We start from the raw sequence: 22,614 nt of genomic DNA on the forward strand, positions 1-22,614 counted from the left end.
CATGAGATGTCAGGCGCTTACGATCTGGGAACCAATCTGGTCCGCCGTATCTATGAAAAACGCATAGATGCGCCGGCCATTCTTGATGCCGGCACGCATTTTCCCAATGCGGCGAAGTTCGCCGCCGCCTGGCAGGACATCCGCGATGAAGCGCTCGCAGCAAAACTGAACAAGGCGCCGCGTTTCCACGACATCATGCCGGAACAGGCCGATATCTCGGCCAATGACGGGCTCGACTGGCGCATGTTCGTGCTCAAGGCTTACGACATGACGGTCCCGGAAAACCTCGCGCGCATGCCGGTGCTGAGCCGGCTGCTCGCCGAATGCCCCGAGGTCAAGTCAGCGGCCGTCTCGTTCCTCGCCCCGCACAAGCACATCCCGCCGCACCGTGGACCGTTTCGCGGCATCATGCGCTTCCATCTCGGCCTGGTCATCCCGAAGCAGCCGGACGGCCGCCCGGCAACGATCATGATGATCAATCATGAGGAAAGGCGCATCGCCGACGGCGAATGCATGCTGTGGGACGACACGTTCGAGCACGAAGTCATGAACAACTCGGATCAGCCGCGCGTCGCTCTCCTGCTCGACGTGTGGCGTCCGCAAATGCCGCTGGATATGGAGATCCTGTCGCGCGTGATCGTGCGCGGCGTGCAGGTGGGAATGCGCTATCGGGGCGTGTCGTTCGGCGGCTGAACCCAGTAGCAAGGCTCAAGCGCGTCACGCTTTAAGCACGCGCCTCGCGATGTGTCCCTGCCCTGCGCTTGCCGGGAAACATCGCGTCCCTCGCCAGCAATCCGCTGACGCGGCAGAAGGTTGCAAACGCCCGGCAGGCTTCCTCGGTGCTGGCCACATCGACCGTCGCCCCGAAGCAGGCATTGAAGGCGGCTTCGTAGATCTTGCCCTGCCTGCGCTTCGGCCAATCCTGCAGGAAATCGAGCGCCTGCTCGACACTGTAGATTTCCTCGACCGGCAGGCCGGGCGCGGGCGTGATGCGCACCGGCACCTCGAATTGCAGTCTGTCCATTCCCTGTCTCCCGAACTGGCGTAGCCGAACCAACGCCGCTCGATGTGAAAAGTTGCTTTTGCGGCCTTCTGACTCAGGAATGTGACCTCAGTGCGGTGAAGAATCGGTTCGCGGACATGTCGGGCCAGCGCCCGGCCGATCCGCGCAGGCCGACAGGGCGACGCTACCCACACCGCCCTGCCCCCGGCCCCTTGCCTTTGCCGCTACTGATTGGCCGGGTCCGTCTCCGCGTCATAGGCCATGCGGGTAACCACCATCAGCACATAGGTGGACGGCAGCGCGAAGATGGCGCCGAGCACCATCGCCGCTGTTCCGTCCATGCCAAGGGTGGCGGCAACGGCCCAATAGACGGTGCCGATGCAGATTATCGCCTGAACCGCCAGGAAGCAGGCCGCGGCAGCCGCGCGGGTGAGTGTCTTGAATGTCTTGATGCGTTGCATTGAAGAAAATCCGTATTGAAGCGCACGCAACCGGCGGACGGCCGGCGGCCGTCGCTGGGTCGCGACGCGAAGGAATGTTTTGATTTGGATGCCGCGCTCGGCGGCCGGGGCTTATGCGGCGGGTGGCGCGCGTGGCTGGTTCGCACGCGACGGCGTTGCGATTCCCGCCGCGGGCGTGACACCCATTTCGGCTGGCAATGCCTGGCCGATAACCAGCAAATCGGCTGCGGGCGCAAGCACGCCGGGATTGCCGCTGACAAGCTTCACGGGAAGCGGCCGGCTGGCTCGAACCTCGAGCGCCTGCGTCTTGCCGGAGGTCCTGAGCAGCGCCATCGTGTCGCCCTGGCGGGCGGCGCTGATGCCGGAGCCACCCTGGAGCGAGACGGCCGATGCAGAGATTCCGGCCTGTGCGAAGCCCAGCAGCGCGAGCATCAGCAGCGCCATCAGGCCGGCAAAAGCGGTCCTGACCGGCAGCAGTTTCGATCTCTCGCGTTCAGGTGCCGTCAAGGCTATCTCCGGATACCAGAACCGGCCCTAACCCATGAAACGGCCGAAGGAAAGCCGCAACGGACGGCGCGCTCGCACTTCGTCCTTGAACCTTGCGGCTTCCGGTGCCAAATCTGGGGCAGATTTTGGCACTCGGCTCCCTTTGGAGCCAACGCCGGCAAACGGACAAAAATGGTTACCTATCTCGACGCCGCCACGGCCCCCCTTCGAAACACCGGCCAGATCCGCCTCTATGGCGAGGAAGGTTTTGCCGGCATGCGCAAGGCCTGCGATCTCACCGCGCGCTGCCTCGACGAGCTGGTGCCGATGGTCAAGCCCGGCGTGACGACGGAAGCGATCGACCGCTTCGTTTTCGAATTCGGCATGGACCACGGAGCATTGCCGGCGACGCTCAACTATCGCGGCTACACCAAATCGTCCTGCACCTCGATCAATCATGTCGTCTGCCACGGCATTCCCGACAACAAGCCGCTGAAGGATGGCGACATCGTCAACATCGACGTCACCTATATCTTGGACGGCTGGCACGGCGATTCCTCGCGCATGTATCCGGTGGGCACCATCAAGCGCGCCGCCGAGCGGCTGCTCGAAGTGACCTATGAATGCCTGATGCGCGGCATCGCCGCGATCAAGCCCGGCGCCCGCACCGGCGCCATAGGCGCCGCGATCCAGACCTACGCCGAGGCCGAGCGCTGCTCGGTGGTGCGCGATTTCTGCGGCCACGGCGTCGGCCAGCTTTTCCACGACGCGCCGAACATCCTGCATTACGGCACCGTCAATGAAGGCGTCGAGATGCGGCCAGGTATGATCTTCACAGTCGAGCCGATGATTAATCTCGGCCGCCCGCATGTGAAGGTCCTGTCGGACGGCTGGACGGCGGTTACGCGCGACCGTTCGCTGTCGGCGCAATACGAACACACGATCGGCGTCACGGATACCGGCTGCGAGATCTTCACGCTGTCGCCGAAGAACCTCGACCGGCCCGGCCTGCCAGCCTAGCTTTCTTGCCGCTGGCCTTCCCGGCCTGGCGAGCGCTTGAAGTTCGTCCGCGAGAATTGCCTGCCGTGGCTCCTTGGGGGCGCGAAAGGCATCTGGCGCCCGACCAAGAGCGGCCGGGGGCGACCTGCCGCATCATAGCCCCGTTTGGGGCCCTTCCTTCGACTCGTTCCGAACAGCGACCCGCCGTGATCGTCATGTAGCATTTTTGTTACAGGCGACGACGGATTGAACGCAGCTCCAATTACGTCATCCGACCATTGACCTAGGTCAACCGAGCATCTCTCCACGGCTGTCATTGCTGCAGCGCACCACATTCGAATTCCATGGAGAGATATTATGGTGAGAAACTGGGTTGGGCAGTGGCGGGGGATCGCAGTTGCCGCAGCGCTTGTCGTGGCAGGAATGCAGCAGGCCACGGCGGCGGACATACAATCCGTGACACAGAACGTGCCGCCTGTAGCAGCATCGGGTCCCTGGCAGATTCGCCTGCGCGCCTTGGGCGTGATCACGGACGACAAGGGCAACGTCAACGGAATCCCCGGCTCCGACCTTTCCTATTCGGATACCGTGACGCCGGAATTGGACATTTCCTACTACTTCACCGACAACGTCGCCGCCGAACTCATTCTCGGCACCACCTACGCCAATATCTATGGCGAGGGGACGATCAGCGGGTTGGGCAAGGTCGGCAAGGTCTGGGTGCTCCCGCCAACGCTCACGCTGCAATACCACTTTACCGATTTCGGCGCCTTCAAGCCCTATGTCGGCGCCGGCGTGAACTACACGATCTTCTACAATCAGGATGCCGGCAGCGCTGACGCCCTCCATGTCAAGAACACCTTCGGCGGCGCTCTGCAGGTCGGGTTCGATTACATGCTGGATCAGCATTGGGGCGTCAATTTCGACGTCAAGAAGCTCTTTCTGGAGCCGAAATTCGACGTCACGGTCGGCGGCACGAACTTGACTGGCAAGGCCAAGCTCAACCCCTGGCTGATTGGCACGGGCGTCACCTACCGCTTCTGACAAGGCGGGACGAAAGCCGGTTGCCGACATTAACTGGCCATAAGGAGGGTGCCATGTTGCACCCTCCTCTCACCTCGGATGCTGGCAACTCCAAATCATCGCCGGTGGAGCACGCTTACACCACCATCATGACGGGGCCGATGCAGGGATTTTCGCGCTCGCGCCGAAAAAACTCGACTGCGTCCGGCCCGTCGGCTTACAGTTTCCTTCTGCCGGGCCTTTCCGGCCAAGGGCGGGCAACCATGGGGGAAACCAGCGACGACGAGCGGGGATTTTTCGCGGAGCTGCCGGTCCGGCGGCCCACCAAGGCCGCGCCGATCGAAAAGCCGCACTATCACGGCCATCGCGATCGTCTGCGCGAACGGTTCGTCGCCGGCGGGCCAGACGCCCTCCCCGACTATGAACTGCTCGAGCTGCTGCTTTTCCGGCTGATCCCGCGCGTCGACACCAAGCCGATCGCCAAGGCGCTGATCGCCCGCTTCGGCTCGCTCGCCGAAGTGCTCGGCGCGCCGCCTTCGCTGCTCGAGGAGGTCAAAGGCATCGGGCCGACGGTTGCTGTCGACCTCAAAGTCATCGCCGCGACGGCCCAGCGCATGGCGCGTGGCGAGGTGCGCGGTCGCGAGGTGCTGTCCAACTGGACGCAACTGCTCGACTATTGCCGCTCCGCCATGGCGTTCGAGAACCGTGAGCAGTTCCGCATCCTGTTCCTCGACAAGAAGAACGGGCTGATCGCCGACGAGGTGCAGCAGACCGGCACCGTCGACCACACGCCCGTCTATCCGCGCGAGGTGGTGAAGCGCGCGCTCGAGCTCTCCGCCAGCGCCGTCATCCTGGTCCACAACCATCCGTCCGGCGACCCCACACCGTCCCGCGCGGACATCGAGATGACCAAGCAGATTATCGACACGGCCAAACCGCTCGGCATCGCCGTGCACGACCACATCATCATCGGCCGCAAGGGCAACGCCTCGATGAAAGGACTGCTGCTGATCTGATGGGCTGCCGGAGATTGCCAGGGGCTTGGCCGGCTACCGCAGATCGGACCATGCGCCTGCCAATGACTGGCGCGGCCTGCGGGGACAGCGCGCAAAAAGGCTGGATTTGAAAATCGTTCAATTGCGCAACGAATGATCCCCGTGACGGCGCCGGCGTGGATCAATCTTCTATCCAAGGAAGATCGCAGCAGCGTCTTTAGAAGATAATTCCGTTGAGGCCTTTCACATCCGCTGCTAGCGTTTGAAACGCTTCAATTGGATCACGCCTTTGCAACGCAAGCGCCCGACCATTGCCGATGTAGCACGAGCCGCCGGTGTTTCCATCGGCACGGTCTCAAACTTCATCAATGGCACGGCCGGCCTCAAGGAAGGCACGCGAGAGCGCATAGAGAAGGCGATCGCCGCCCTGATGTACCGGCCGAGCTCGTTTGCGCGCTCCCTGCCCGGCCGTGCCCCGCAGCGGCCGAAGAATCTCGACCATCTGCCCAGGCTCCTGGTCGCCGGACGGGTGAGCGTCGACTTCCTCTGCCGCGTCGAGGTGCTGCCGCATCGCGACGACCGGATCACGGCCAGCCATATCGACAAGGCGCTCGGCGGCCCCGCCGCCAATCTCGCGGTTGCCGCGGCCGGCGTCGGGGCGCCCTACGCGCTTGACGTGGAACTGGCGACGGCGGTCGGCGAGGACGCGGAGAGCGACTGGGCGCTGGGCGAGCTTTCCAAGCTGGGCGTGCACGCCTTGCCAATCCGCAGCACGCCCAACAACCGGCTCTCGCAGGCGATCGTCATTATCGAGCGCAACGGCAGCCGCACCATCATCAGCGAACCGTTCGAACTTGGCGAAGTCGATCTCACCGCCAATCTCGACATCCAACCCGAACAGCGACCCGCCTGCCTTCACATCGAAGGCTTCCATTACGAGACGATGACGGCATCCATCGCGCGTTTTCACCAGGCGGGCTGGAAGGTGAGCCTGCATTCCGCCGGCCTGCCCAGGAGCGCGCGCACGCCTGAAATCTTCGCGCAGATGGTCAGGCAGATCGACCTGACCTTCATCAACGATGTGATGATCAGGGAGATCTACGGATTTCGCACGCGCATGGCGACCATGATCGAAGAGGTTCGCCTCATGCTGTCGCGCATCAAGCCGCGCGGAACGGTCGTGCTCACCCTCGGCGAGTTCGGCGCGGTGGTGTTTCCGGCGACCGGCGGACCGCAGATCGAGGTGCCGGCCCTGCCAGTCAACCGCGTGGATGCGACCGGCGCGGGCGACAGCTTTGCCGGCATCTTCCTCAGCCTCTGGCTGCATGGCGCGTCGCTGGAAACCGCGGCCCGCTACGCCGCGGTCGGCGCCAGCCTGACGACGACGGTCGAAGGCGCGCAAGGCTACATCGCCGACTTCGCGACACTGAAGGCCACCGCTGCCGCGAGCGACGTTATGGCCAGCTAGATCAATGGCTTACCGGCCCAGGGCGGCCGGCAGGCAAGTAACAGGCAATATCGGGAGAACATGAGTCATGCCGAAAACGAAAGTCCTTCTGGTCGGCGAGAGCTGGATGAGTTCCGCCACCCACTACAAGGGCTTCGACCAGTTCGGCAGCGTCACCTTCCATCTCGGCGCCACGCCTTTGGTCAACGCCTTGAAGGACAGCGAGTTCGATCTTGAATACATGCCGGCCCACGAGGCGGTCGAAAAGCTGCCTTTCACCATGGAGGGCCTGTCGCAATACAAGGCGATCGTGCTCTCCGATATCGGCGCCAACTCGTTGCTTTTACATCCCGATGTGTGGCTGCACGGCAAGACCGTGCCCAACCGGCTCAAGCTGCTGCGCGACTGGACGCGAGGCGGCGGCGGCCTGGTCATGATCGGCGGCTATTTCAGTTTTCAGGGCATCGACGGCAAGGCCCGCTGGCACCGCACGGCCGTCGAGGACGCGCTGCCGGTGACCTGCCTTCCCTATGACGACCGGCTCGAAATTCCCGAGGGCTTTCGGCCCGAGATCATCGGCCCCAGGGATCATACACTCTTTGCCGGTATCGAGGGCGAGTGGCCGATCCTGCTCGGCGCCAACGAGGTCATTGCCCGCGACCGCGACGATGTCGAGATCCTGGCCCGGCTGCCGCAGGACCAGGGCGGTCATCCGCTGCTGGTCACCGGGCGCCATGGCGAGGGGCGCACCCTGGTCTGGACGTCCGATATCGGCCCGCACTGGCTGCCGAACAGCTTCGTCGAATGGCCCGGCTACGCGCGGCTTTGGACCAACGTGCTGCGCTGGGTCAGCAAGGCCGTCTAGCCTATCCACGAATGCCGGAGAAACCGTCATGACGGCCCCTTTTCTCGTCGCCAGGAACATCGCCAAGCGCTTCGGCGCGCTGACCGCCCTTGCCGATGTCGACCTGGAAATCCGGCCCGGCGAAGTGCTGGCGCTGCTCGGCGACAACGGCGCGGGCAAATCGACTTTCATCAAGATCCTGGCGGGCGCCCATCCGCCGAGCGACGGCGAACTTCTGATCGAAGGCAAAGCGGTGGCGTTCGCCTCGCCCAAGGATGCGGCGGCGTCCGGAATCGCGACGATCTTTCAGGAACTGGCGCTTTCGGAGAACCTCTCGATCGCCGAAAACGTCTTTCTCGGTCGTGAATTGAAACGCTCCATTTTTGGCATCCCGTTTCTGAAACGCGCCGAGATGCGCCAGCGCGTCGACGGACTTCTGCAGGAGCTCGACGCCCATATCTCCGATCCCGAGGCCCCGGTCGGCAGCCTGTCGGGCGGCCAGCGCCAGGCCGTCGCTATCTGCCGGGCGCTCAATCTCAACGCCCGGCTGGTCATCATGGATGAACCGACGGCCGCCCTTGCCGTCGCCGAGACCCGCAAAGTGCTGGCGCTGACTCGGCGCCTTGCCGGCCGCGGCTGCGCCGTCGTGCTCATCAGCCACAACATTTCCGAAGTCTTTGAGGTTGCCGACCGGATCGTGGTTTTCCGGCGTGGCCGCAAGGTGGCCGAACGGCTGGCCGCCGAGACCAATCACGAGGAAGTCGTTTCGCTCATAACAGGCGCCCATCCCGACGTGCGGGCGCTCGAAAAAACAAACTGACACGCACGTCATTCCAGAGAGGATCAAAAACAATGCTTTCACAACTCAGGAAAGTGCTCGCGGCCTCCGCGCTGTCCTTCGTCGTCGCGACGACGGCGCATGCGGCGGACAAGCATAAGGTCGCCTTCGTCCCGCAGCTTATCGGCATTCCCTACTTCAACGCCATGGAGGCGGGCGGCAATCGCGCCGCCAAGGATCTCGGCGTCGATTTCGTCTATTCCGGCCCGGTCGACACCAACCCGGTCGACCAGTTGCAGATCGTGCAGAACCTGATCGACCAGGGCGTCGAAGCGGTCTCGGTCTCCGTTCTCGATGCTTCGAGCATCGCCCCGGTGGTGGAGAGCGCCAAGGCCAAGGGCATCAAATTGTTCACCAGCGACAGCGACGCGCCCGACAGCGGCCGCGCGGTCTATGTGGCGCAGGCGACAGACGAGGGTCTCGGCACCACGATCATCGACGAACTGGTCAAGCGCGTCGGCGAGGACGCCACGATCGGCATCGTCTCCGGTGAGGCGACCGCGTCCAACCTCAACGCCTGGATCGGCTTCATGCAGAAGGAAGCCACCGCCAAATATCCCAAGCTGAAGCTGCTCGCCCCGCAATTCGCCGGCGGCACGGCCGAGCGCGCCGCGCAGATCTCGGGCGACCTCATGGCCGCCAATCCCGACATCAAGGCCATCATCGCCGTCGCATCCTCGACCTGCCCGGGCGTTGCCCAGGCGATCGAGACCGCGGGCAAGATCGGCTCGGTTATCGGGACCGGTTACTGCAGCCCGAACACCGCGCGCTCCTATCTGAAGAGCGGCGCCTTCGGCTTCACCGTGCTGTGGGACCCTGAACAGCTGGGCTACCTGACGGTCTGGGCCGGCAAGCAGCTTATCGACGGCAAGAGCTTCGAGGCCGAGAACAAGATTGCCGGCCTCGACAAGCCCGCCACCTATGATGCCGCCAAGGGCATCCTGCTGCTCGGGCCGCCGGCCGTCTTCACCAAGGACAATGTCGACAAGTTCAACTTCTGAGCCCTGACGTGAGCGCGGTGCGGCAGTCTGGAAGCGGTGTCTTCTCCATGAACGGGCGGGAGTGGTCTTTGCTTGTCGCCTGTTTGCTGGCGATCGCCATCTTCTCTGTCGCATCGCCGCACTACGCGACCCCGGGCAACGCGGTCACCGTGCTGCGCAACAGCGTCGAGCTGCTGCTGATCGGCCTCGGCATGACCTTGCTGCTCGCCATGGGCGGCATCGATGTCTCGATCGGCATCGTCATGGGCCTCGCGGCCATCGCCATCGGCCGTATAGTTGGCGCCGATGGCAGCCCGTTCGTGGCGCTTGTCGCGGGCCCGCTCGTCGGTGCGCTGCTGGGCTGCGTGACGGCCGCCGTCGTCGTCCTCGGCCGCGTCCCGGCAATCGTCGGAACGCTTGGCTTGCTCGGCGTCTACCGCACCGCCGTGTTTGCGCTGCTTGGCGGGCAATGGCTTTCCGGCCTGCCCTCGAGCCTCACCGATCTGCTGGCAACCACCGTGCTCGGCATCCCCGTGCCGGCCCTGGTGATCGCCGTTGCCTATCTGACTGTCTGGCTGGCACTGCGGCGCACGCCCTATGGTTTGCATCTGCTGGCGATCGGCAATTCGGAAGAAAAGGCGCGGCTTTCGGGAATTCCGGTGATCAAGGTCAGATTCCTGACCTTTGTCATCAGCGGCGTCCTGACCGGCATTGCCGCCACCTTCTATGTCGCAACCTACCGCAACGTTGAAATGTCGATCGGCAGCACCTCGGCGCTGGATGCCATCGCCGCGGTCATTCTCGGCGGCACAAGCATATTGGGCGGGCGCTGCAGCCTGCTCGGCACGGTGCTTGGCGTGCTCCTGCTCAGAATTCTCCAGAATGGCCTGCTTCTCATCGGTGTCCCCTCGCTTTGGCAGCCGGTCGTCACCGGCGTGCTGGTCATCGGTGTGCTCGGCTTCGAAGCGGTCTCCAATCGCCTGCCTCTTACCCGGTTCCAGCGAGCCCGCGCATGAGAACGCTTCGGAACCTGCAGGGCCCGGCCCTGACCCTGGCTTTGCTGTGCGCGCTGTGGCTGATCGTGATTGTCGGCCTGCTGGCGCTCAAGCCTTCCGTCTTCAATCTCGGCACCGTAACCACCATTCTTCAGTTCTCGACCATCCTGGCACTGGTTGGCCTCGGACAGGGGATGGTCATCCTGGCCGGCGGCACAGGCATAGACCTGTCGGTCGGCGGCGCGGTTTCGCTCTCCGCCATCATCGCCATGCTGTCGCTCAAACTGGGCTTGCCGCCGGTCCTGCTGCCGGCCGTCTGCATCCTGGCCGGCGCAGCGCTCGGCGCCCTCAATGGATTGCTGGTGAACGGCCTGGCGCTGCTGCCCTTCATCGCGACGCTCGGCACCTTCTTCGTCTATTCCGGCGTAGCGCTTGCCGTCACGGGCGGCGCGGCCCAGTCGGGCGTGCCAGGATGGCTGCTTCTATGGGGGCGCGGTGTCGTCGCCGGCATTCCCGTGCCCTTCCTCACCCTGGCCATCCCCTGCTTCGCGCTGGCCGGCCTTGCGCTGATGGCGACGGCCTGGGGGCGCTGGATCTATGCGATGGGCTTCAACGAACGCTCAGCCAGGCTGGTCGGCATTCCTGTCGATCGCGTGCGCTTCATCCTCTACGCCCTGAGCGGCGCGCTCGCCGGCGCCGCCGGCCTGGTTTCGCTCGCCTGGCTCGGCAGCGGCAGGCCCAATATCGGCCAGAACCTCGAGCTGGAATCTCTGACCGCCGCGATGCTTGGCGGCATCGCCATCACTGGCGGGCGCGGCGGCGTCGGGGGCGTGTTCGCGGCCGTGCTGCTCCTGGTCACGCTCAAGACCGGCCTGCTGCAACTGAACATCAACACGGTCTGGCAAGTGGGGATCGTCGGCGCCCTTCTGGTGTTCGTCCTTCTTGCCGACCGGCTTTCCCAACGTTGGAGATCCTAATGCCTTCCATGGAAGAGACCATCGCCGCGCGCGTCGAGGCAGCGGCCGATCGCATCGTCGAGACGCTGAGCGATCTCGTCGCCTTCCCCTCGATCGTGAAATCCAATCCGAAAGAGGCCGGCCCGGGCGAGCGCGACTGCCAACTCTATCTGCAGAAGCGCCTGGAGGCGCTCGGCTTCACCACCGATCTGTGGGACCCGGACGGCCCGGCGCTCTATGAAAAATACAAGGGACGCGCCGGCGCCAACAAGGGCAGGACATTTGAAGGCCGGCCCAATCTGGGCGGCGTGCTGAAGGGCACGGGCGGCGGCCGCTCGATCATGCTGACCGGTCATATCGACGTCGTGCCGCCGGGTGCGGCCGGACACTGGGCAACCGATCCGTTCCAGCCCGTGCTGAAGGACGGTTTCCTGCATGGGCGCGGCACCGTCGACATGAAGGGCGGCGTCGCCTGCATGCTGATGGCGGTCGAAATCCTGAAGGGGCTCGGCGTCAGTCTTTCCGGAGACATCGTCTTCACCACCGTCGTCGACGAGGAGATCGGCGGCATGGGGTCGCTCGCCATGGTCGATCGCGGCTTTCGCGCCGATGCCGGCATCATGACCGAGCCGACGGCAAACAGGATCGCGCCGCTCTGTCACGGCATATTGTGGGGCAGGATCATCATCGACGGCATCGGCGGCCATGCCGAGCTCACGCCGAACGCCTGGTATTCGAGCGGCCCGGTCGATGCCGTGCAACTCTGCCGGCAGATCCTCGACGGCATTGATATCCTCAACCGGCGCTGGATGTTCGATCCCAGGAAGAACCATCCGCTGATGGACCTGCCCAACCAGATCATCGTCACCCAGATCAATGCCGGCGAGCACCCCTCCTCTATGGCTGGTCGCGGCGAGATCATCATCGACGCGCAGTACCTGCCGAGCGAGCATGACGAATTCAGGCTGGGCGGCAACGTCAAGCGCGAGATCGAAGAGCATATCGCCAATGTCTGCCAGGCGGACCCTTATCTGCGCCAGCACCCTGCCCGGGTCGAATGGATCCTCGATGCCGACTGTGCCGAAATCCCCTCCGACAATCCGTTCGTGAGTGTCTTTCAGGAAGCCGTGAAGGACGCCAATCTGTCACCGATGCTGAGCGGCTTCGGCGCGCATAGCGACATCGGCCTGCCGACAGGCCTCGGCAACACGCCGACCGTCAATTTCGGCCCCGGCGACCCGGCGCAGGCGCATCAGCCCAACGAGCGCGTTTCGGTGCGCGACCTCGTCGATTGCACGAAGGCGATTGCGATTGCCGTGGAGAAATGGTGCCGCTAGAGCAAGCTGGAGCATGATCCAGAACGGTAGCGAAGGCGCTGGCATAGTAATCCGGCCATCTGGCCGCCGCCTTGCGTCTCGAAAGTCGGCGTAAAGAGCAGATTTTGCCAATCAGATAGTCGGCTCTGGAGTTCCAACCGAAAAGCGAGCATGATGCGCTCGGCATTTCGGAACGCTTCGCGCGTTTGGAATGCCGGGAGGAACGGGACATGGCCGTTGTGCTTGTACTCGTTTTGATCGTCGTGGGCTCGGTGTTGTTCCACCTGTTGAGTCCATGGTGGTGGACGCCCATTGCCTCCAACTGGGACTATATCGACAACACCATCATCATCAGCTTCTGGATCACCGGCATCGTCTTTGCCGCTGTCGTCCTGTTCATGGCTTATTGCGTCTTCCGCTTCCGGCATCGGGAAGGCAATCGCGCGGCATACGAACCCGAGAACAAGCGCCTCGAATCGTGGCTGATGATCGTCACCGCGTTCGGCGTCACCGCTTTGCTGGTTCCCGGCCTGTTCGTCTGGAGCCGCTTCGTCACGGTGCCAGGCGATGCGACCGCAATCGAGGTGGTCGCCCAGCAATGGCAGTGGAGCTTCCGTTTGCCGGGCAAGGACGGCAAGCTCGGCACTTCCGACACCCGCGACGTCACCGCCGACAATCCGTTGGGCGTCGCCCCCAAGGATCCGAACGGCCAGGACGATGTCCTGGTCCAAGCCGCCGATCTTCATCTGCCGGTCGGCAAGCCGGTCAAGGTGCTGCTGCGTTCGATCGACGTGCTGCATGATTTCTATATCCCGGAATTCCGCGCCAAGATGGACATGATCCCCGGCTCGGTGACCTATTTCTGGTTCACTCCGACCAGGACGGGTACCTTCCAGGTCTTGTGCGCCGAACTATGCGGCCAAGGGCACCCGCTGATGCATGGCGTGGTCGTGGTCGACACCGAGCAGGATTATCTGGCCTGGCTCGGCCAGCAGCAGACCTTCGCGCAATTGTCGGCGCCCCAGCAATCGGGCTCGGCGAAGCAGCCGCCAGGTAAGATAATGGCGTCCAATCTGGGCGTCGCGGCAAACTCGAAACTTTCGAGGTCCGCACAATAGGGCACGGAGGTGCTCCGATGGTCGACGTCACACCCGCAGATGCCGTTCCGCCCGCCGAAGTTGGCGAGGTCGAACTCTACCATCCGCACAGCTGGTGGACGAAATATGTCTTCTCGCAGGATGCGAAGGTCATAGCGGTCCAGTACTCGGCGACGGCAACCGCGATCGGCCTTGTGGCGCTGGTTCTGTCCTGGCTGATGCGCCTGCAGCTCGGCTTTCCCGGCACGTTCGACTTCATCACACCGGAGGCCTATTACCAGTTCATCACCATGCACGGCATGATCATGGTGATCTACCTGCTCACCGCGCTCTTCCTCGGCGGCTTCGGCAACTACCTCATCCCGCTGATGGTCGGCGCCCGCGACATGGTCTTTCCCTATGTCAACATGCTGAGCTACTGGATCTATCTGCTCGCCGTGCTCGTTCTGGTGTCGAGCTTCTTTGCGCCGGGCGGGCCGACCGGCGCAGGCTGGACGCTCTACCCGCCGCAGGCCATCATGTCCGGCACGCCGGGCGGGCAGGACTGGGGCATCATCCTGATGCTCTCTTCGCTCATCCTGTTCATCGTCGGCTTCACCATGGGCGGCCTCAACTATGTGGTGACGGTGCTGCAGGGCCGCACGCGCGGCATGACCTTGATGCGCCTGCCGCTCACCGTCTGGGGCATCTTCACCGCCACCGTCATGGCGCTGCTCGCCTTCCCGGCGCTGTTCGTCGCTTGTGTGATGATGCTGCTCGACCGCGTTCTCGGCACCTCATTCTTCATGCCGGCGATTGTCGAGATGGGCGAGCAACTGCAGCACAATGGCGGCAGCCCGATCCTGTTCCAGCACCTGTTCTGGTTCTTCGGCCATCCGGAGGTCTATATCGTGGCCCTGCCGGCCTTCGGCATCGTGTCCGACCTGATCAGCACGCATGCGCGCAAGAACATCTTCGGCTACCGCATGATGGTTTGGGCGATCATCGCCATCGGCGCCCTGAGCTTCGTCGTCTGGGCGCACCACATGTATGTCAGCGGCATGAACCCCTATTTCGGCTTCTTCTTCGCGACCACGACCCTTATCATTGCCGTGCCGACGGCGATCAAGGTCTATAACTGGGTGCTGACGCTGTGGCGCGGCGACATCCATCTGACCATACCGATGCTTTTCGCGCTCGCCTTCATCGTCACCTTCGTCAATGGCGGCCTGACCGGGCTGTTCCTCGGCAATGTCGTCGTCGACGTGCCGCTGTCGGACACCATGTTTGTCGTTGCCCATTTCCACATGGTCATGGGAGTCGCGCCGATCCTGGTGATCTTCGGCGCGATCTATCACTGGTACCCGAAGGTCACCGGACGGATGCTGGACGAGACGCTCGGCCGCTTCCATTTCTGGGTGACCTTCGTTGGCGCCTACCTGATCTTCTTTCCCATGCATTATCTCGGCCTGATGGGCGTTCCGCGGCGTTACGCCGAGCTCACCGACATGACCATAATGACGGAATCGGCTCGTCATCTGAACTCGTTCATCTCGATCATGGCCTTCATCGTCGGCTTCGCCCAGATGGTGTTCCTGTTCAACCTGATCTGGAGCATCCGCCATGGCCGCGAGGCCGGCGGCAACCCATGGCGGGCGACGACGCTCGAATGGCAGACGCCGCAGACGCCGCCGGCGCACGGCAATTTCGGCAAGGAGCTGCCGATCGTCTATCGCTGGGCCTATGACTACAGCGTGCCGGGAGCCAAGGAGGACTGCATCCCGCAGAACGTGCCGGGCGACTTCGCGCCCTCGAGGGAGCCGGCATGAGCGTCATCCTGGTCTTTCTGCTGGTGATCGCCGGCTTTGCCGGATGGTGGCTTTCGCACCAGCGGCTGACGGCCAAGCCCTGGCTGGAGCAAGGCCTGGCCGGGGATTTCGTCGGTTTCGACCGGTCGGCGCTGCCTACCGCCAAGATCGGCCTCGGCGTCTTCCTCGCCGTGGTCGGCTGCCTGTTTTCGCTGTTCACCAGCGCCTATTTCATGCGCATGGGCCTGCCCGACTGGCAGCCGCTGCCGCTGCCGCGCCTGCTCTGGCTCAACACCGGCGTGCTGGTGCTAAGCAGCGTCGCGCTGCAATGTGCCGTGGTCGCCGCGCGCAAGGGCCAGGTCGACAACGTCCGGCTGGGCCTTGCTACGGCGGGGTTCACGACGCTTGCCTTTCTCGTCGGTCAGTTGATGGCATGGTGGCAACTGACCGGGGACGGCTATCTGCTCGCATCCAACCCGGCCAACAGCTTCTTCTATCTGATCACCGGCATGCATGGCCTGCACATACTCGGCGGTCTGGTCGGCCTTGGGAGGACGAGCATCGGCGCCTGGAATGGAGCGCGGCCGGAGCGGCTTCGCCTAAGCGTCGAGCTCTGCGCCATGTACTGGCACTTCCTGCTTTTCGTCTGGCTCTGCATCTTCGCCCTGTTGGCGGGTTGGGCCGCGACCTTCATCGACATCTGCCAACGGCTGATGACCTAGGAGACCGCAATGGCTGACACGACCATGACCCATACCAGCCAGATGGAGACCAGGCCCGCCGGCTGGCGCGGCATCGCCGCCGATTGGGCCTCGGATCAGCGGGCGTTCAAGAACGTGTCCTGGGGCAAGGCCATGATGTGGATCTTCCTGCTCAGCGACACCTTCATCTTCGGCTGCTTCCTGCTCTCCTACATGACCGCGCGCATGTCCACGCGCGTGCCGTGGCCGAACCCGAGCGAGGTCTTCGCCCTTCGCATTGGCGGTTCGGAGATTCCGCTGATCCTGATCGCCATCATGACCTTCGTGCTGATATCGAGCAGCGGCACCATGGCGATGGCTGTCAATTTCGGCTACCGCCATGATCGCCGCAAAACCGCGATCCTGATGCTTTTGACCGCGGCACTCGGCGCGACATTCGTCGGCATGCAGGCCTTCGAATGGACCAAGCTGATCACCGAAGGGGTGCGGCCATGGGGCAATCCCTGGGGGGCCGCGCAATTCGGCTCGTGCTTCTTCATGATCACCGGCTTTCACGGCACCCATGTCACGATCGGCGTGATCTTCCTGATCATCGTGGCGCGAAAAGTCTGGCGTGGCGATTTCGACATCGGACGGCCCGGCTACTTCACCAGCCGCCGGGGCCGGTACGAGAATGTCGAGATCATGGGTCTCTACTGGCACTTCGTCGACCTGGTCTGGGTGTTCATCTTCGCCTTCTTCTATCTTTGGTGAGGCAGATATGGCTGAAGCAACCGCAAACGGTCTCGGACAACACGCACTGCACGCCACCCATGCGCATGATGCGGCGGCCGTCGCCACCACCGACACCCACCAGGAGCACCCGATCAAGCTCTACCTGGTGGTCTGGGCCTGGCTGTTCATCCTCAGCACATGCTCCTACCTGGTCGACTATTTCGGCATCCACGGCTATCTCAGATGGTCGCTGATCCTGATCTTCATGATGCTCAAGGCGGGATTGATCGTCGCCGTCTTCATGCACATGGCCTGGGAGCGGCTAGCGATGATGTATGCGATCATCCTGCCGCCGATATTGGTGCTGGTCTTCGTGACCATGATGGTTTTCGAAGCCGACTATACGCTGCTGACCCGTATCGCGTTTTTCGGACCCGGCCCCTGATTGCATAAAAACGAGGAGATGTTCTCTTGCCGTATCGCGCGCCCTTTTTGGGCGCGCACAGCGCGCTGTACCGCTTGATGGGCCTATGATCTTTTTCGAAAATCGATCCCGATTTTCGGGTCATCCCGCCCGGTCGAAGGTGAACGTCATGGACACGCGGACGCTTGTCATACTCGGCCTTGGCATAGTCGTTCTGCTGCTGTTGGGGTTCTTCGCGTTGCCGGCATAGCGGCATGCGAGCGCGACATTTCAACAGCGCAATTGCAGGACGACCAGCGATTGTGCCCGGAAGGGCAGCCTATTTGGAGAACTGCTTCAGGTAGGCGATGACGTTGGCTATGTCCTTATCATCCTTGAGGCCGGCAAATGTCATCTTCGTGCCCTTGACCATCGCCTGGGGGGCGTGAAGGTAGGTCGCCAGGGTCGGCTCGTCCCATTTGACGCCGGATTTTCCAGCCGCGATCATGGCCGCGGAATAAGTGAAGTTGGGATGCGTTCCGGCAACACGCCCGATGACGCCGTTGAGAGACGGACCGATCCTGTTCTGGTCCTGGTCGGCAACGTGGCAGACCTTGCATTTGGTGAAGACCTTCTCGCCCGCGGCAGCATCTTGCGCCTGCGATGGGGTTGCGAGGATGGTGGTAGCGGACAAGACGATGAAAAGCGCGATTATACGCATCGCATTTCCTCCCTGATGGTCTCGTTTTGCGTCGGAACGATCGGCGCCACACCGGCCCGCTTGCGTGCGCCACGCATTAGAGCGGAGGATCCGGGTTTCTTCAGTGGAATTGCGGCACCTATATACCACAGAATCGTGCAAACGGATAGAAAAAGGCGAGCTTTTGCCGAGGCTTAGGCCCGCACAATGCGATGCTCGATATCATCGGCAAGGTGTTTGGGCGCCCCATGACGACCACCGAACTGGAAAGCCTGTTCTAGGGCATGTCTCCTGAAAGGGTGATCCGGTTCGGGGAAAAGACAGGCGTAAAATCAAAACCTAAAGCGCATGGAGCGAATCTGAAAGATCGCGACGCGCTTCAGGCCGCGAGGTCAAGGTGGATCGGTTTTGCAGCTTGCGGCGATCTGGCCGATCGCTTTGGAGAGACCTGCAAGTTCGAAATCGGCCTCGCCGCGCCCCGACAGAAGACCGAAGCGCCATGACAGCGTCAGCCGGCTCGCTGAAACCAGGCGCTTGATGCCGTCGTCTCCGTCCCTGAACAGCGTTCTGCCGCGCGGGCCGACCGACCAGCTTTCATCGGTCTTGCCGCCGTCGACAATGACGGAGATGGTGATCTTGCGGCTGGCGGAGACCGGATCTTTGAGCTGTAGCCATTCGCTCCAGCGTGGTTCGCCATCGCGCCGGCAAGCCAAGGTCAGCACCGGGCTGTAGCCCAGCGCTCCGCCCCCTGTGATGAGCTTGTTGATGGCATGCAGCGAGGCCGTTATCTGGGCGTCGCTGCCGGTGTCGACGCGCCAATTGCCGAGATCCGGCTCGGTCCGGGCACCTCCTTCAGCCGCCGCCAAGAGGAGGGCCGGGACCTCCGGCTCGGCGCGGACGCTCCCGCCCGTCGTCGCCAACAAGAGCGTCGCGGCAACGACTAAGCCTCTTACCATGAACCCAGCCTCACAAACGCCTCTGACCCCGCGAACGCCATCGAAACAGATAATCTTCAACGGTTGGTATCGCCAGCGGCAGGCCATCAAGACAAGTTGCGTGTGTTGCCGCGCCGCCACAATGACACAGGCCGTAATGAAAAGGCCGCCCGGAGGCGGCCTTTCTAGATCACGGTATTGAAACCCGTTACTCGGCTTCCTTGGCAACCTTCTTCTTCGGCGCGGCCTTCTTCTTCGGCTCCTCGGCCTCGGCGGCTTCACCCGCCTCTGCCTTGGCTTCGGCCTTCTTCGAGGAGGCCTTCTTGGCCGGCTTCGCCTTTGTCGCGGTTTCGGCTTCCTCGTCGTCGGCCATCAGCTCGTCCTTGCCGACCTTGACGTCGTTCACCGAGATCTGGCCGAGCAGATAGTCGACGACCTTCTCCTCGAACATCGGCGCGCGCAGCGCGTTGATGGCTTCCGGATTGCTGCGATAGAACTCGAAGGCTTCCTGTTGCTGGTTGGCCGGGAAGCGGCGCACCTGTTCGAACAGGCCGCGCTGCAGTTCCTCGTCCGACACGGTGACGCCTGCCTTTTCGCCGATCTCGGCGAGCACCAGACCGAGGCGCACGCGGCGCTCGGCAAGGCGCATATATTCGGCGCGCGCCTCTTCTTCCGTGGTCTCTTCGTCGGCGAAGGTGCGGCCGGCAGCCTCGAGGTCGCGGTTGACCTGAGCCCAGATGTTGTTGAATTCGGCCTCGACGAGCTTGGACGGCGCCTCGAAGGAGTAGGATGCGTCGAGCTGGTCGAGCAGCTGGCGCTTCACCTTCTGGCGGGTCATCGAGCCGAACTGGTTCTCGAGCTGGCCGCGCACGATCTCGCGCAGGCGCTCTAGCGATTCCAGGCCGAGATTCTTGGCCGTCTCGTCATTGACTTCGAGCTCGCCGGGCGCCGACACTTCCTTGACGGTGACGTCGAAGGTGGCTTCCTTGCCGGCCAGATGCGCCGCCTGGTAGTTTTCGGGGAAGGTGACGGTGATCTGCTTCTCGTCGCCGGCCTTGGTGCCGATCAGCTGGTCCTCGAATCCCGGGATGAACTCCTTGGAGCCGAGCACCAGCGGCTGGTCGGTGCCGGCGCCGCCGGCGAAGGCCTCGCCGCCGATCTTGCCGACATAATCGATGGTCACGCGGTCGCCCTCGGCGGCCTTGCCGGTCTTGGGCTCGTAGCTGCGCGCCGATTCGGCAACGCGCTTCACCTGATCGTCGACTTCCGATTCCGGCACGTCATAGACCTGACGCGTCACCTTGATATCGGAGAAAGCCTTGATCTCGATCGCCGGGATGACCTCGTAGTTGAGGCTGAATTCGAAATCCGTGCCGCCGGCAAGGATCTTCTCGGCCTCCTTCTCGTCCTCCGTCATGATCACTTCGGGCTGCATGGCGGCCTTTTCGCCGCGGCCGGTGATGATCGAACGGGTCGAGTCGTTGAGGATTTCGTTGACGACCTCAGCCATGAACGACTTGCCGTACATCTTGCGCAGATGCTGCACCGGCACCTTGCCCGGGCGGAAGCCGTTGATGCGCACCTTGTCGCGGGCATCGGTCAGCCGCGCCATCAGCTTGGCTTCCATGTCACCGGCCGGCACGGTGATCTTGATCTCGCGCTTGAGACCGGAGTTGAGCGTTTCGGTGACCTGCATCCTAGAACCTTTGTTTTCAACAATGAGACTGCCAAACGGTCCTAGCCGTTTACAGCCTGCCGGTATGATGTTGCCGGAAATGGCTTTTGGTACGGAACCTGGCGATTTGACCGCTAACGCGGTTCAAACTCTCCTGAACTACGCCTTGCCAGATGCGAATAAGTCTCTGTTTTTAATATAACTTTTCACATCTTGCAGAAGCGGAAACTCACGTTCCGTCACATTCGACACGCCTTTTGTCACAGGCTAGGCCAATTTTCAACTATCTTCGCGTCTAGCCGGATAAGCATGATCTGAGCCTCGACATTGACAGAATGATGGCTACATGGGATTGCCGGGGACAAGCGGATGTGGCGGAATTGGTAGACGCCCTGGATTTAGGTTCCAGTGCCGAAAGGCGTGGGGGTTCGAGTCCCTTCATCCGCACCATCCTTTGCTCTTCCAGCTTCGTGTGGCGAGCCAACGCGTCAAACTCGTCAGCGCCAACGCAAAGACGCCTAGCTCTTCAATAAAGCGGCTCCTCGAACAGCGTCTTGTCGCCGTCCATCAGCGCCTTGATCTGTGCAGTACCGTCGGATGCGAGCGCGAGCTTGATGCCGAACGGCCGCACGCGCATGTCGTTCTGGATCGCCATGCCTTCGCCCTCCGGCAGATAGAAGCGGTCGATCCCGTAGTCCGGCGCGATCGTCGCGTCCGTATCACGAAGGCCCCAGCCCTCCACGACATGGCCGGCAATGTCCGCTTCACCCTCGCCTGCCGGCGCCGGCGCCTGGCCGAACCATGCCGCGGTCGGCTGCCAATAACCGTCGGCGCCTTTCTTCAGCCGCACCACGATCGATGTATCCTCGCTGGAGAACTGACCCTGTGGAATGTTGGCGATCAGCTTCACCGGGATCCGCGAAATGTTGTTGTTGAGCGAGATGTAGTCACCGCGCAGGAGATCGCGCGGATCGACGGGCTGGACTTTCAACAGCACTTCCTTGCCGTTGCGGAGGATCGCCGCGCGGCCGGCGATGATCCAGCTGAGAAAGCCGATCTGGACAAGCGCCAGCACCAGCGCGGAGATGATCAGTTTCTTGCCGGTCATGCCGCTGCTCCTGTTCCGGCAGGCGCTTTCATGCGTTTTTCGATGCGGATGATGACCAGCGCCAGTACGCCGAGCAGCACCGCCGCCGCCAGGAAGAAGCCGGCCGTATCCAGCATCGACCTCAAGGTGACGCTGTAGATGATGGCGAGCTCGAAGGCGAAGCCGGTATAGGCCAGCCAGCGCAAGCCCCTGCTCTCGCGCCCCGCCAGCATGATTGCCGCCACGATACTGGCCAGCGCCACGATCGAAGCGACGGCAAACCCGCTGTTGTAGGTGCTTTCATCCGCCAGCTCGAACTGGATGATCGCCATGGCGGTGAGGAAGCCGAGCAAGGCGTGCAAGGGCAGCCGGCCGCCGAGCTGCAGGATCCTGTCGATCTGATCGCCCGCAAAGACGGAAGCGGCAAAGAGCAGCACCGAGACCATGGCCAGCGACATGGCAACCGGCAGCGTCTCGCGATCCGTCGCCAGCAGGACCAGATAGAGAATGACCGACAGAATGACGAGATGGCGCGCGGCCTGGCTGCGCGCCCAGAACGAAATGCCGAACAAGACGATCGCCACGACGATGAAGAGATGCGGGGTTTCCGCGCGCCAGTAGAAGCCGAACCCCTTGAGGACCAGCCAGGCGTCGGCGATGCCGACCGCCGCGACCGTCAGCGGGCTTGAACGCAGCGCGACCGCCGCCAGCGCCGTGCCGGCGCACCACGTCACCAGCGCCGAGGCCTCGTCGCCAGAAAGGTGGTACATCTGGCCGACCAGCGCGATCGCTCCGCCGAACGCCGCCGCGGCAACGATCCACAGCGCCTCGCCGATAGCGGCATGGTCACGCGTCTTCAACACCGCGCCGCCGACATAGCCGCCGAGGATGACGAAGAAAAGCGCCGCCACGCGCAAGAGGCGTGGGAAGGCCTCCCAATTGGCGGCGACGAAGATCAGGATCGCCGCGCCGAACAAAAGCGCCGCCATCATCGCCAGGATGGAGCCGAAGCTCAGCGACGCGCGTTCATTGGCGGCGACATCGCGCGTCAGCGCCTCCGCCGTGGCGGGATCGATCAGCCCGATCTCCCGCCAGCGCGCGATATCCGCCCTCACCCGTGTGGCATAGCCCGCCATGCATTTCCCCCAAGCCCGACCACTTCCTTAGTCGAA

Annotated in this window: 24 protein-coding genes and 1 tRNA gene; 17 read left to right on the forward strand and 8 right to left on the reverse strand. The window is 63.0% G+C overall.

The window, feature by feature from the left end; genetic code table 11:
* Positions 1-6 precede the first annotated feature (6 nt).
* A complete protein-coding gene (locus E5X34_RS06890; protein WP_292562508.1) occupies positions 7-693 on the forward strand; it encodes an aspartyl/asparaginyl beta-hydroxylase domain-containing protein in 687 nt (228 codons plus the stop codon).
* A 31-nt stretch (positions 694-724) separates the two neighbouring features.
* On the opposite strand, the gene E5X34_RS06895 is transcribed toward E5X34_RS06890, so the two are convergent.
* The 3 genes from E5X34_RS06895 to E5X34_RS06905 all read right to left on the reverse strand — a co-directional run bounded on the left by E5X34_RS06895 (position 725) and on the right by E5X34_RS06905 (position 1,971).
* On the reverse strand, positions 725-1,024 hold the full coding sequence (locus E5X34_RS06895) for a DUF982 domain-containing protein (RefSeq protein ID WP_126082328.1): 300 nt from the start codon (positions 1,022-1,024) through the stop codon (positions 725-727).
* Between the two features lie 203 nt (positions 1,025-1,227).
* Complete coding sequence (locus E5X34_RS06900; protein ID WP_292562511.1) at positions 1,228-1,464, reverse strand: hypothetical protein; 237 nt, start codon at positions 1,462-1,464, stop codon at positions 1,228-1,230.
* Positions 1,465-1,575: 111 nt separating this feature from the next.
* A complete protein-coding gene (locus tag E5X34_RS06905; RefSeq protein ID WP_292562513.1) occupies positions 1,576-1,971 on the reverse strand; it encodes a hypothetical protein in 396 nt (131 codons plus the stop codon).
* A 171-nt stretch (positions 1,972-2,142) separates the two neighbouring features.
* On the opposite strand from E5X34_RS06905, the gene map reads away from it, so the two are divergent.
* From map to E5X34_RS06980, 15 genes are all read left to right on the forward strand, one after another.
* Entirely contained in the window at positions 2,143-2,970 is an 828-nt protein-coding gene (gene map / locus E5X34_RS06910; protein WP_292562515.1) for a type I methionyl aminopeptidase, read from the forward strand.
* 336 nt (positions 2,971-3,306) lie between these two features.
* Entirely contained in the window at positions 3,307-3,993 is a 687-nt protein-coding gene (locus E5X34_RS06915; RefSeq protein ID WP_292562517.1) for an OmpW family protein, read from the forward strand.
* A gap of 242 nt (positions 3,994-4,235) precedes the next feature.
* Entirely contained in the window at positions 4,236-4,988 is a 753-nt protein-coding gene (gene radC / locus E5X34_RS06920; protein WP_292562834.1) for a DNA repair protein RadC, read from the forward strand.
* 268 nt (positions 4,989-5,256) lie between these two features.
* Entirely contained in the window at positions 5,257-6,435 is a 1,179-nt protein-coding gene (locus E5X34_RS06925; protein WP_292562519.1) for a PfkB family carbohydrate kinase, read from the forward strand.
* Positions 6,436-6,502: 67 nt separating this feature from the next.
* Positions 6,503-7,279 (forward strand): glutamine amidotransferase, encoded by a 777-nt coding sequence (locus tag E5X34_RS06930; RefSeq protein ID WP_292562521.1) that lies wholly within the window; start codon positions 6,503-6,505, stop codon positions 7,277-7,279.
* A 28-nt stretch (positions 7,280-7,307) separates the two neighbouring features.
* The gene (locus tag E5X34_RS06935) at positions 7,308-8,078 is read left to right on the forward strand and encodes an ATP-binding cassette domain-containing protein (protein WP_292562523.1); all 771 of its coding nucleotides are present in this window, start codon (positions 7,308-7,310) and stop codon (positions 8,076-8,078) included.
* Positions 8,079-8,110: 32 nt separating this feature from the next.
* Complete coding sequence (locus E5X34_RS06940; protein WP_292562525.1) at positions 8,111-9,097, forward strand: autoinducer 2 ABC transporter substrate-binding protein; 987 nt, start codon at positions 8,111-8,113, stop codon at positions 9,095-9,097.
* A 68-nt stretch (positions 9,098-9,165) separates the two neighbouring features.
* Positions 9,166-10,092 (forward strand): ABC transporter permease, encoded by a 927-nt coding sequence (locus E5X34_RS06945; protein ID WP_292562527.1) that lies wholly within the window; start codon positions 9,166-9,168, stop codon positions 10,090-10,092.
* Positions 10,089-11,048: an ABC transporter permease gene (locus E5X34_RS06950; protein WP_292562529.1), complete on the forward strand. Its 960-nt coding sequence runs from the start codon at positions 10,089-10,091 to the stop codon at positions 11,046-11,048. The genes E5X34_RS06945 and E5X34_RS06950 overlap by 4 nt, the downstream gene beginning before the upstream one ends.
* Complete coding sequence (locus tag E5X34_RS06955) at positions 11,048-12,364, forward strand: M20 family metallopeptidase (protein WP_292562531.1); 1,317 nt, start codon at positions 11,048-11,050, stop codon at positions 12,362-12,364. The genes E5X34_RS06950 and E5X34_RS06955 overlap by 1 nt, the downstream gene beginning before the upstream one ends.
* Positions 12,365-12,573: 209 nt before the next feature.
* Complete coding sequence (locus tag E5X34_RS06960) at positions 12,574-13,461, forward strand: cytochrome c oxidase subunit II (protein WP_292562533.1); 888 nt, start codon at positions 12,574-12,576, stop codon at positions 13,459-13,461.
* 17 nt (positions 13,462-13,478) lie between these two features.
* Positions 13,479-15,248, forward strand: a complete 1,770-nt coding sequence (gene ctaD / locus E5X34_RS06965; protein WP_292562535.1) for a cytochrome c oxidase subunit I — start codon at positions 13,479-13,481, stop codon at positions 15,246-15,248.
* Positions 15,245-15,949 (forward strand): cytochrome c oxidase subunit 3, encoded by a 705-nt coding sequence (locus tag E5X34_RS06970; RefSeq protein ID WP_292562537.1) that lies wholly within the window; start codon positions 15,245-15,247, stop codon positions 15,947-15,949. Before ctaD ends, E5X34_RS06970 begins: the two co-directional genes overlap by 4 nt.
* A 9-nt stretch (positions 15,950-15,958) precedes the next feature.
* Entirely contained in the window at positions 15,959-16,681 is a 723-nt protein-coding gene (locus E5X34_RS06975; protein WP_292562539.1) for a heme-copper oxidase subunit III family protein, read from the forward strand.
* 7 nt (positions 16,682-16,688) lie between these two features.
* A complete protein-coding gene (locus E5X34_RS06980) occupies positions 16,689-17,087 on the forward strand; it encodes a cytochrome C oxidase subunit IV family protein (protein WP_127253332.1) in 399 nt (132 codons plus the stop codon).
* Between the two features lie 298 nt (positions 17,088-17,385).
* Here E5X34_RS06980 and E5X34_RS06985 read toward each other — a convergent pair whose 3' ends face one another.
* From E5X34_RS06985 to tig, 3 genes are all read right to left on the reverse strand, one after another.
* Complete coding sequence (locus E5X34_RS06985; RefSeq protein WP_292562541.1) at positions 17,386-17,766, reverse strand: cytochrome c family protein; 381 nt, start codon at positions 17,764-17,766, stop codon at positions 17,386-17,388.
* Between the two features lie 371 nt (positions 17,767-18,137).
* The gene (locus tag E5X34_RS06990) at positions 18,138-18,788 is read right to left on the reverse strand and encodes a hypothetical protein (RefSeq protein WP_292562543.1); all 651 of its coding nucleotides are present in this window, start codon (positions 18,786-18,788) and stop codon (positions 18,138-18,140) included.
* A gap of 100 nt (positions 18,789-18,888) precedes the next feature.
* The gene (tig, locus tag E5X34_RS06995) at positions 18,889-20,376 is read right to left on the reverse strand and encodes a trigger factor (protein ID WP_292562545.1); all 1,488 of its coding nucleotides are present in this window, start codon (positions 20,374-20,376) and stop codon (positions 18,889-18,891) included.
* Between the two features lie 344 nt (positions 20,377-20,720).
* On the opposite strand from tig, the gene E5X34_RS07000 reads away from it, so the two are divergent.
* A tRNA-Leu gene (locus E5X34_RS07000) sits at positions 20,721-20,805 on the forward strand.
* A 76-nt stretch (positions 20,806-20,881) separates the two neighbouring features.
* On the opposite strand, the gene E5X34_RS07005 is transcribed toward E5X34_RS07000, so the two are convergent.
* On the reverse strand, positions 20,882-21,463 hold the full coding sequence (locus E5X34_RS07005; protein WP_292562548.1) for a GDYXXLXY domain-containing protein: 582 nt from the start codon (positions 21,461-21,463) through the stop codon (positions 20,882-20,884).
* A complete protein-coding gene (locus E5X34_RS07010; RefSeq protein ID WP_292562550.1) occupies positions 21,460-22,578 on the reverse strand; it encodes a DUF2157 domain-containing protein in 1,119 nt (372 codons plus the stop codon). The genes E5X34_RS07005 and E5X34_RS07010 overlap by 4 nt, the downstream gene beginning before the upstream one ends.
* Positions 22,579-22,614 lie beyond the last annotated feature (36 nt).

This window comes from Mesorhizobium sp. (assembly GCF_004963255.1).
Lineage (GTDB): Bacteria > Pseudomonadota > Alphaproteobacteria > Rhizobiales > Rhizobiaceae > Mesorhizobium.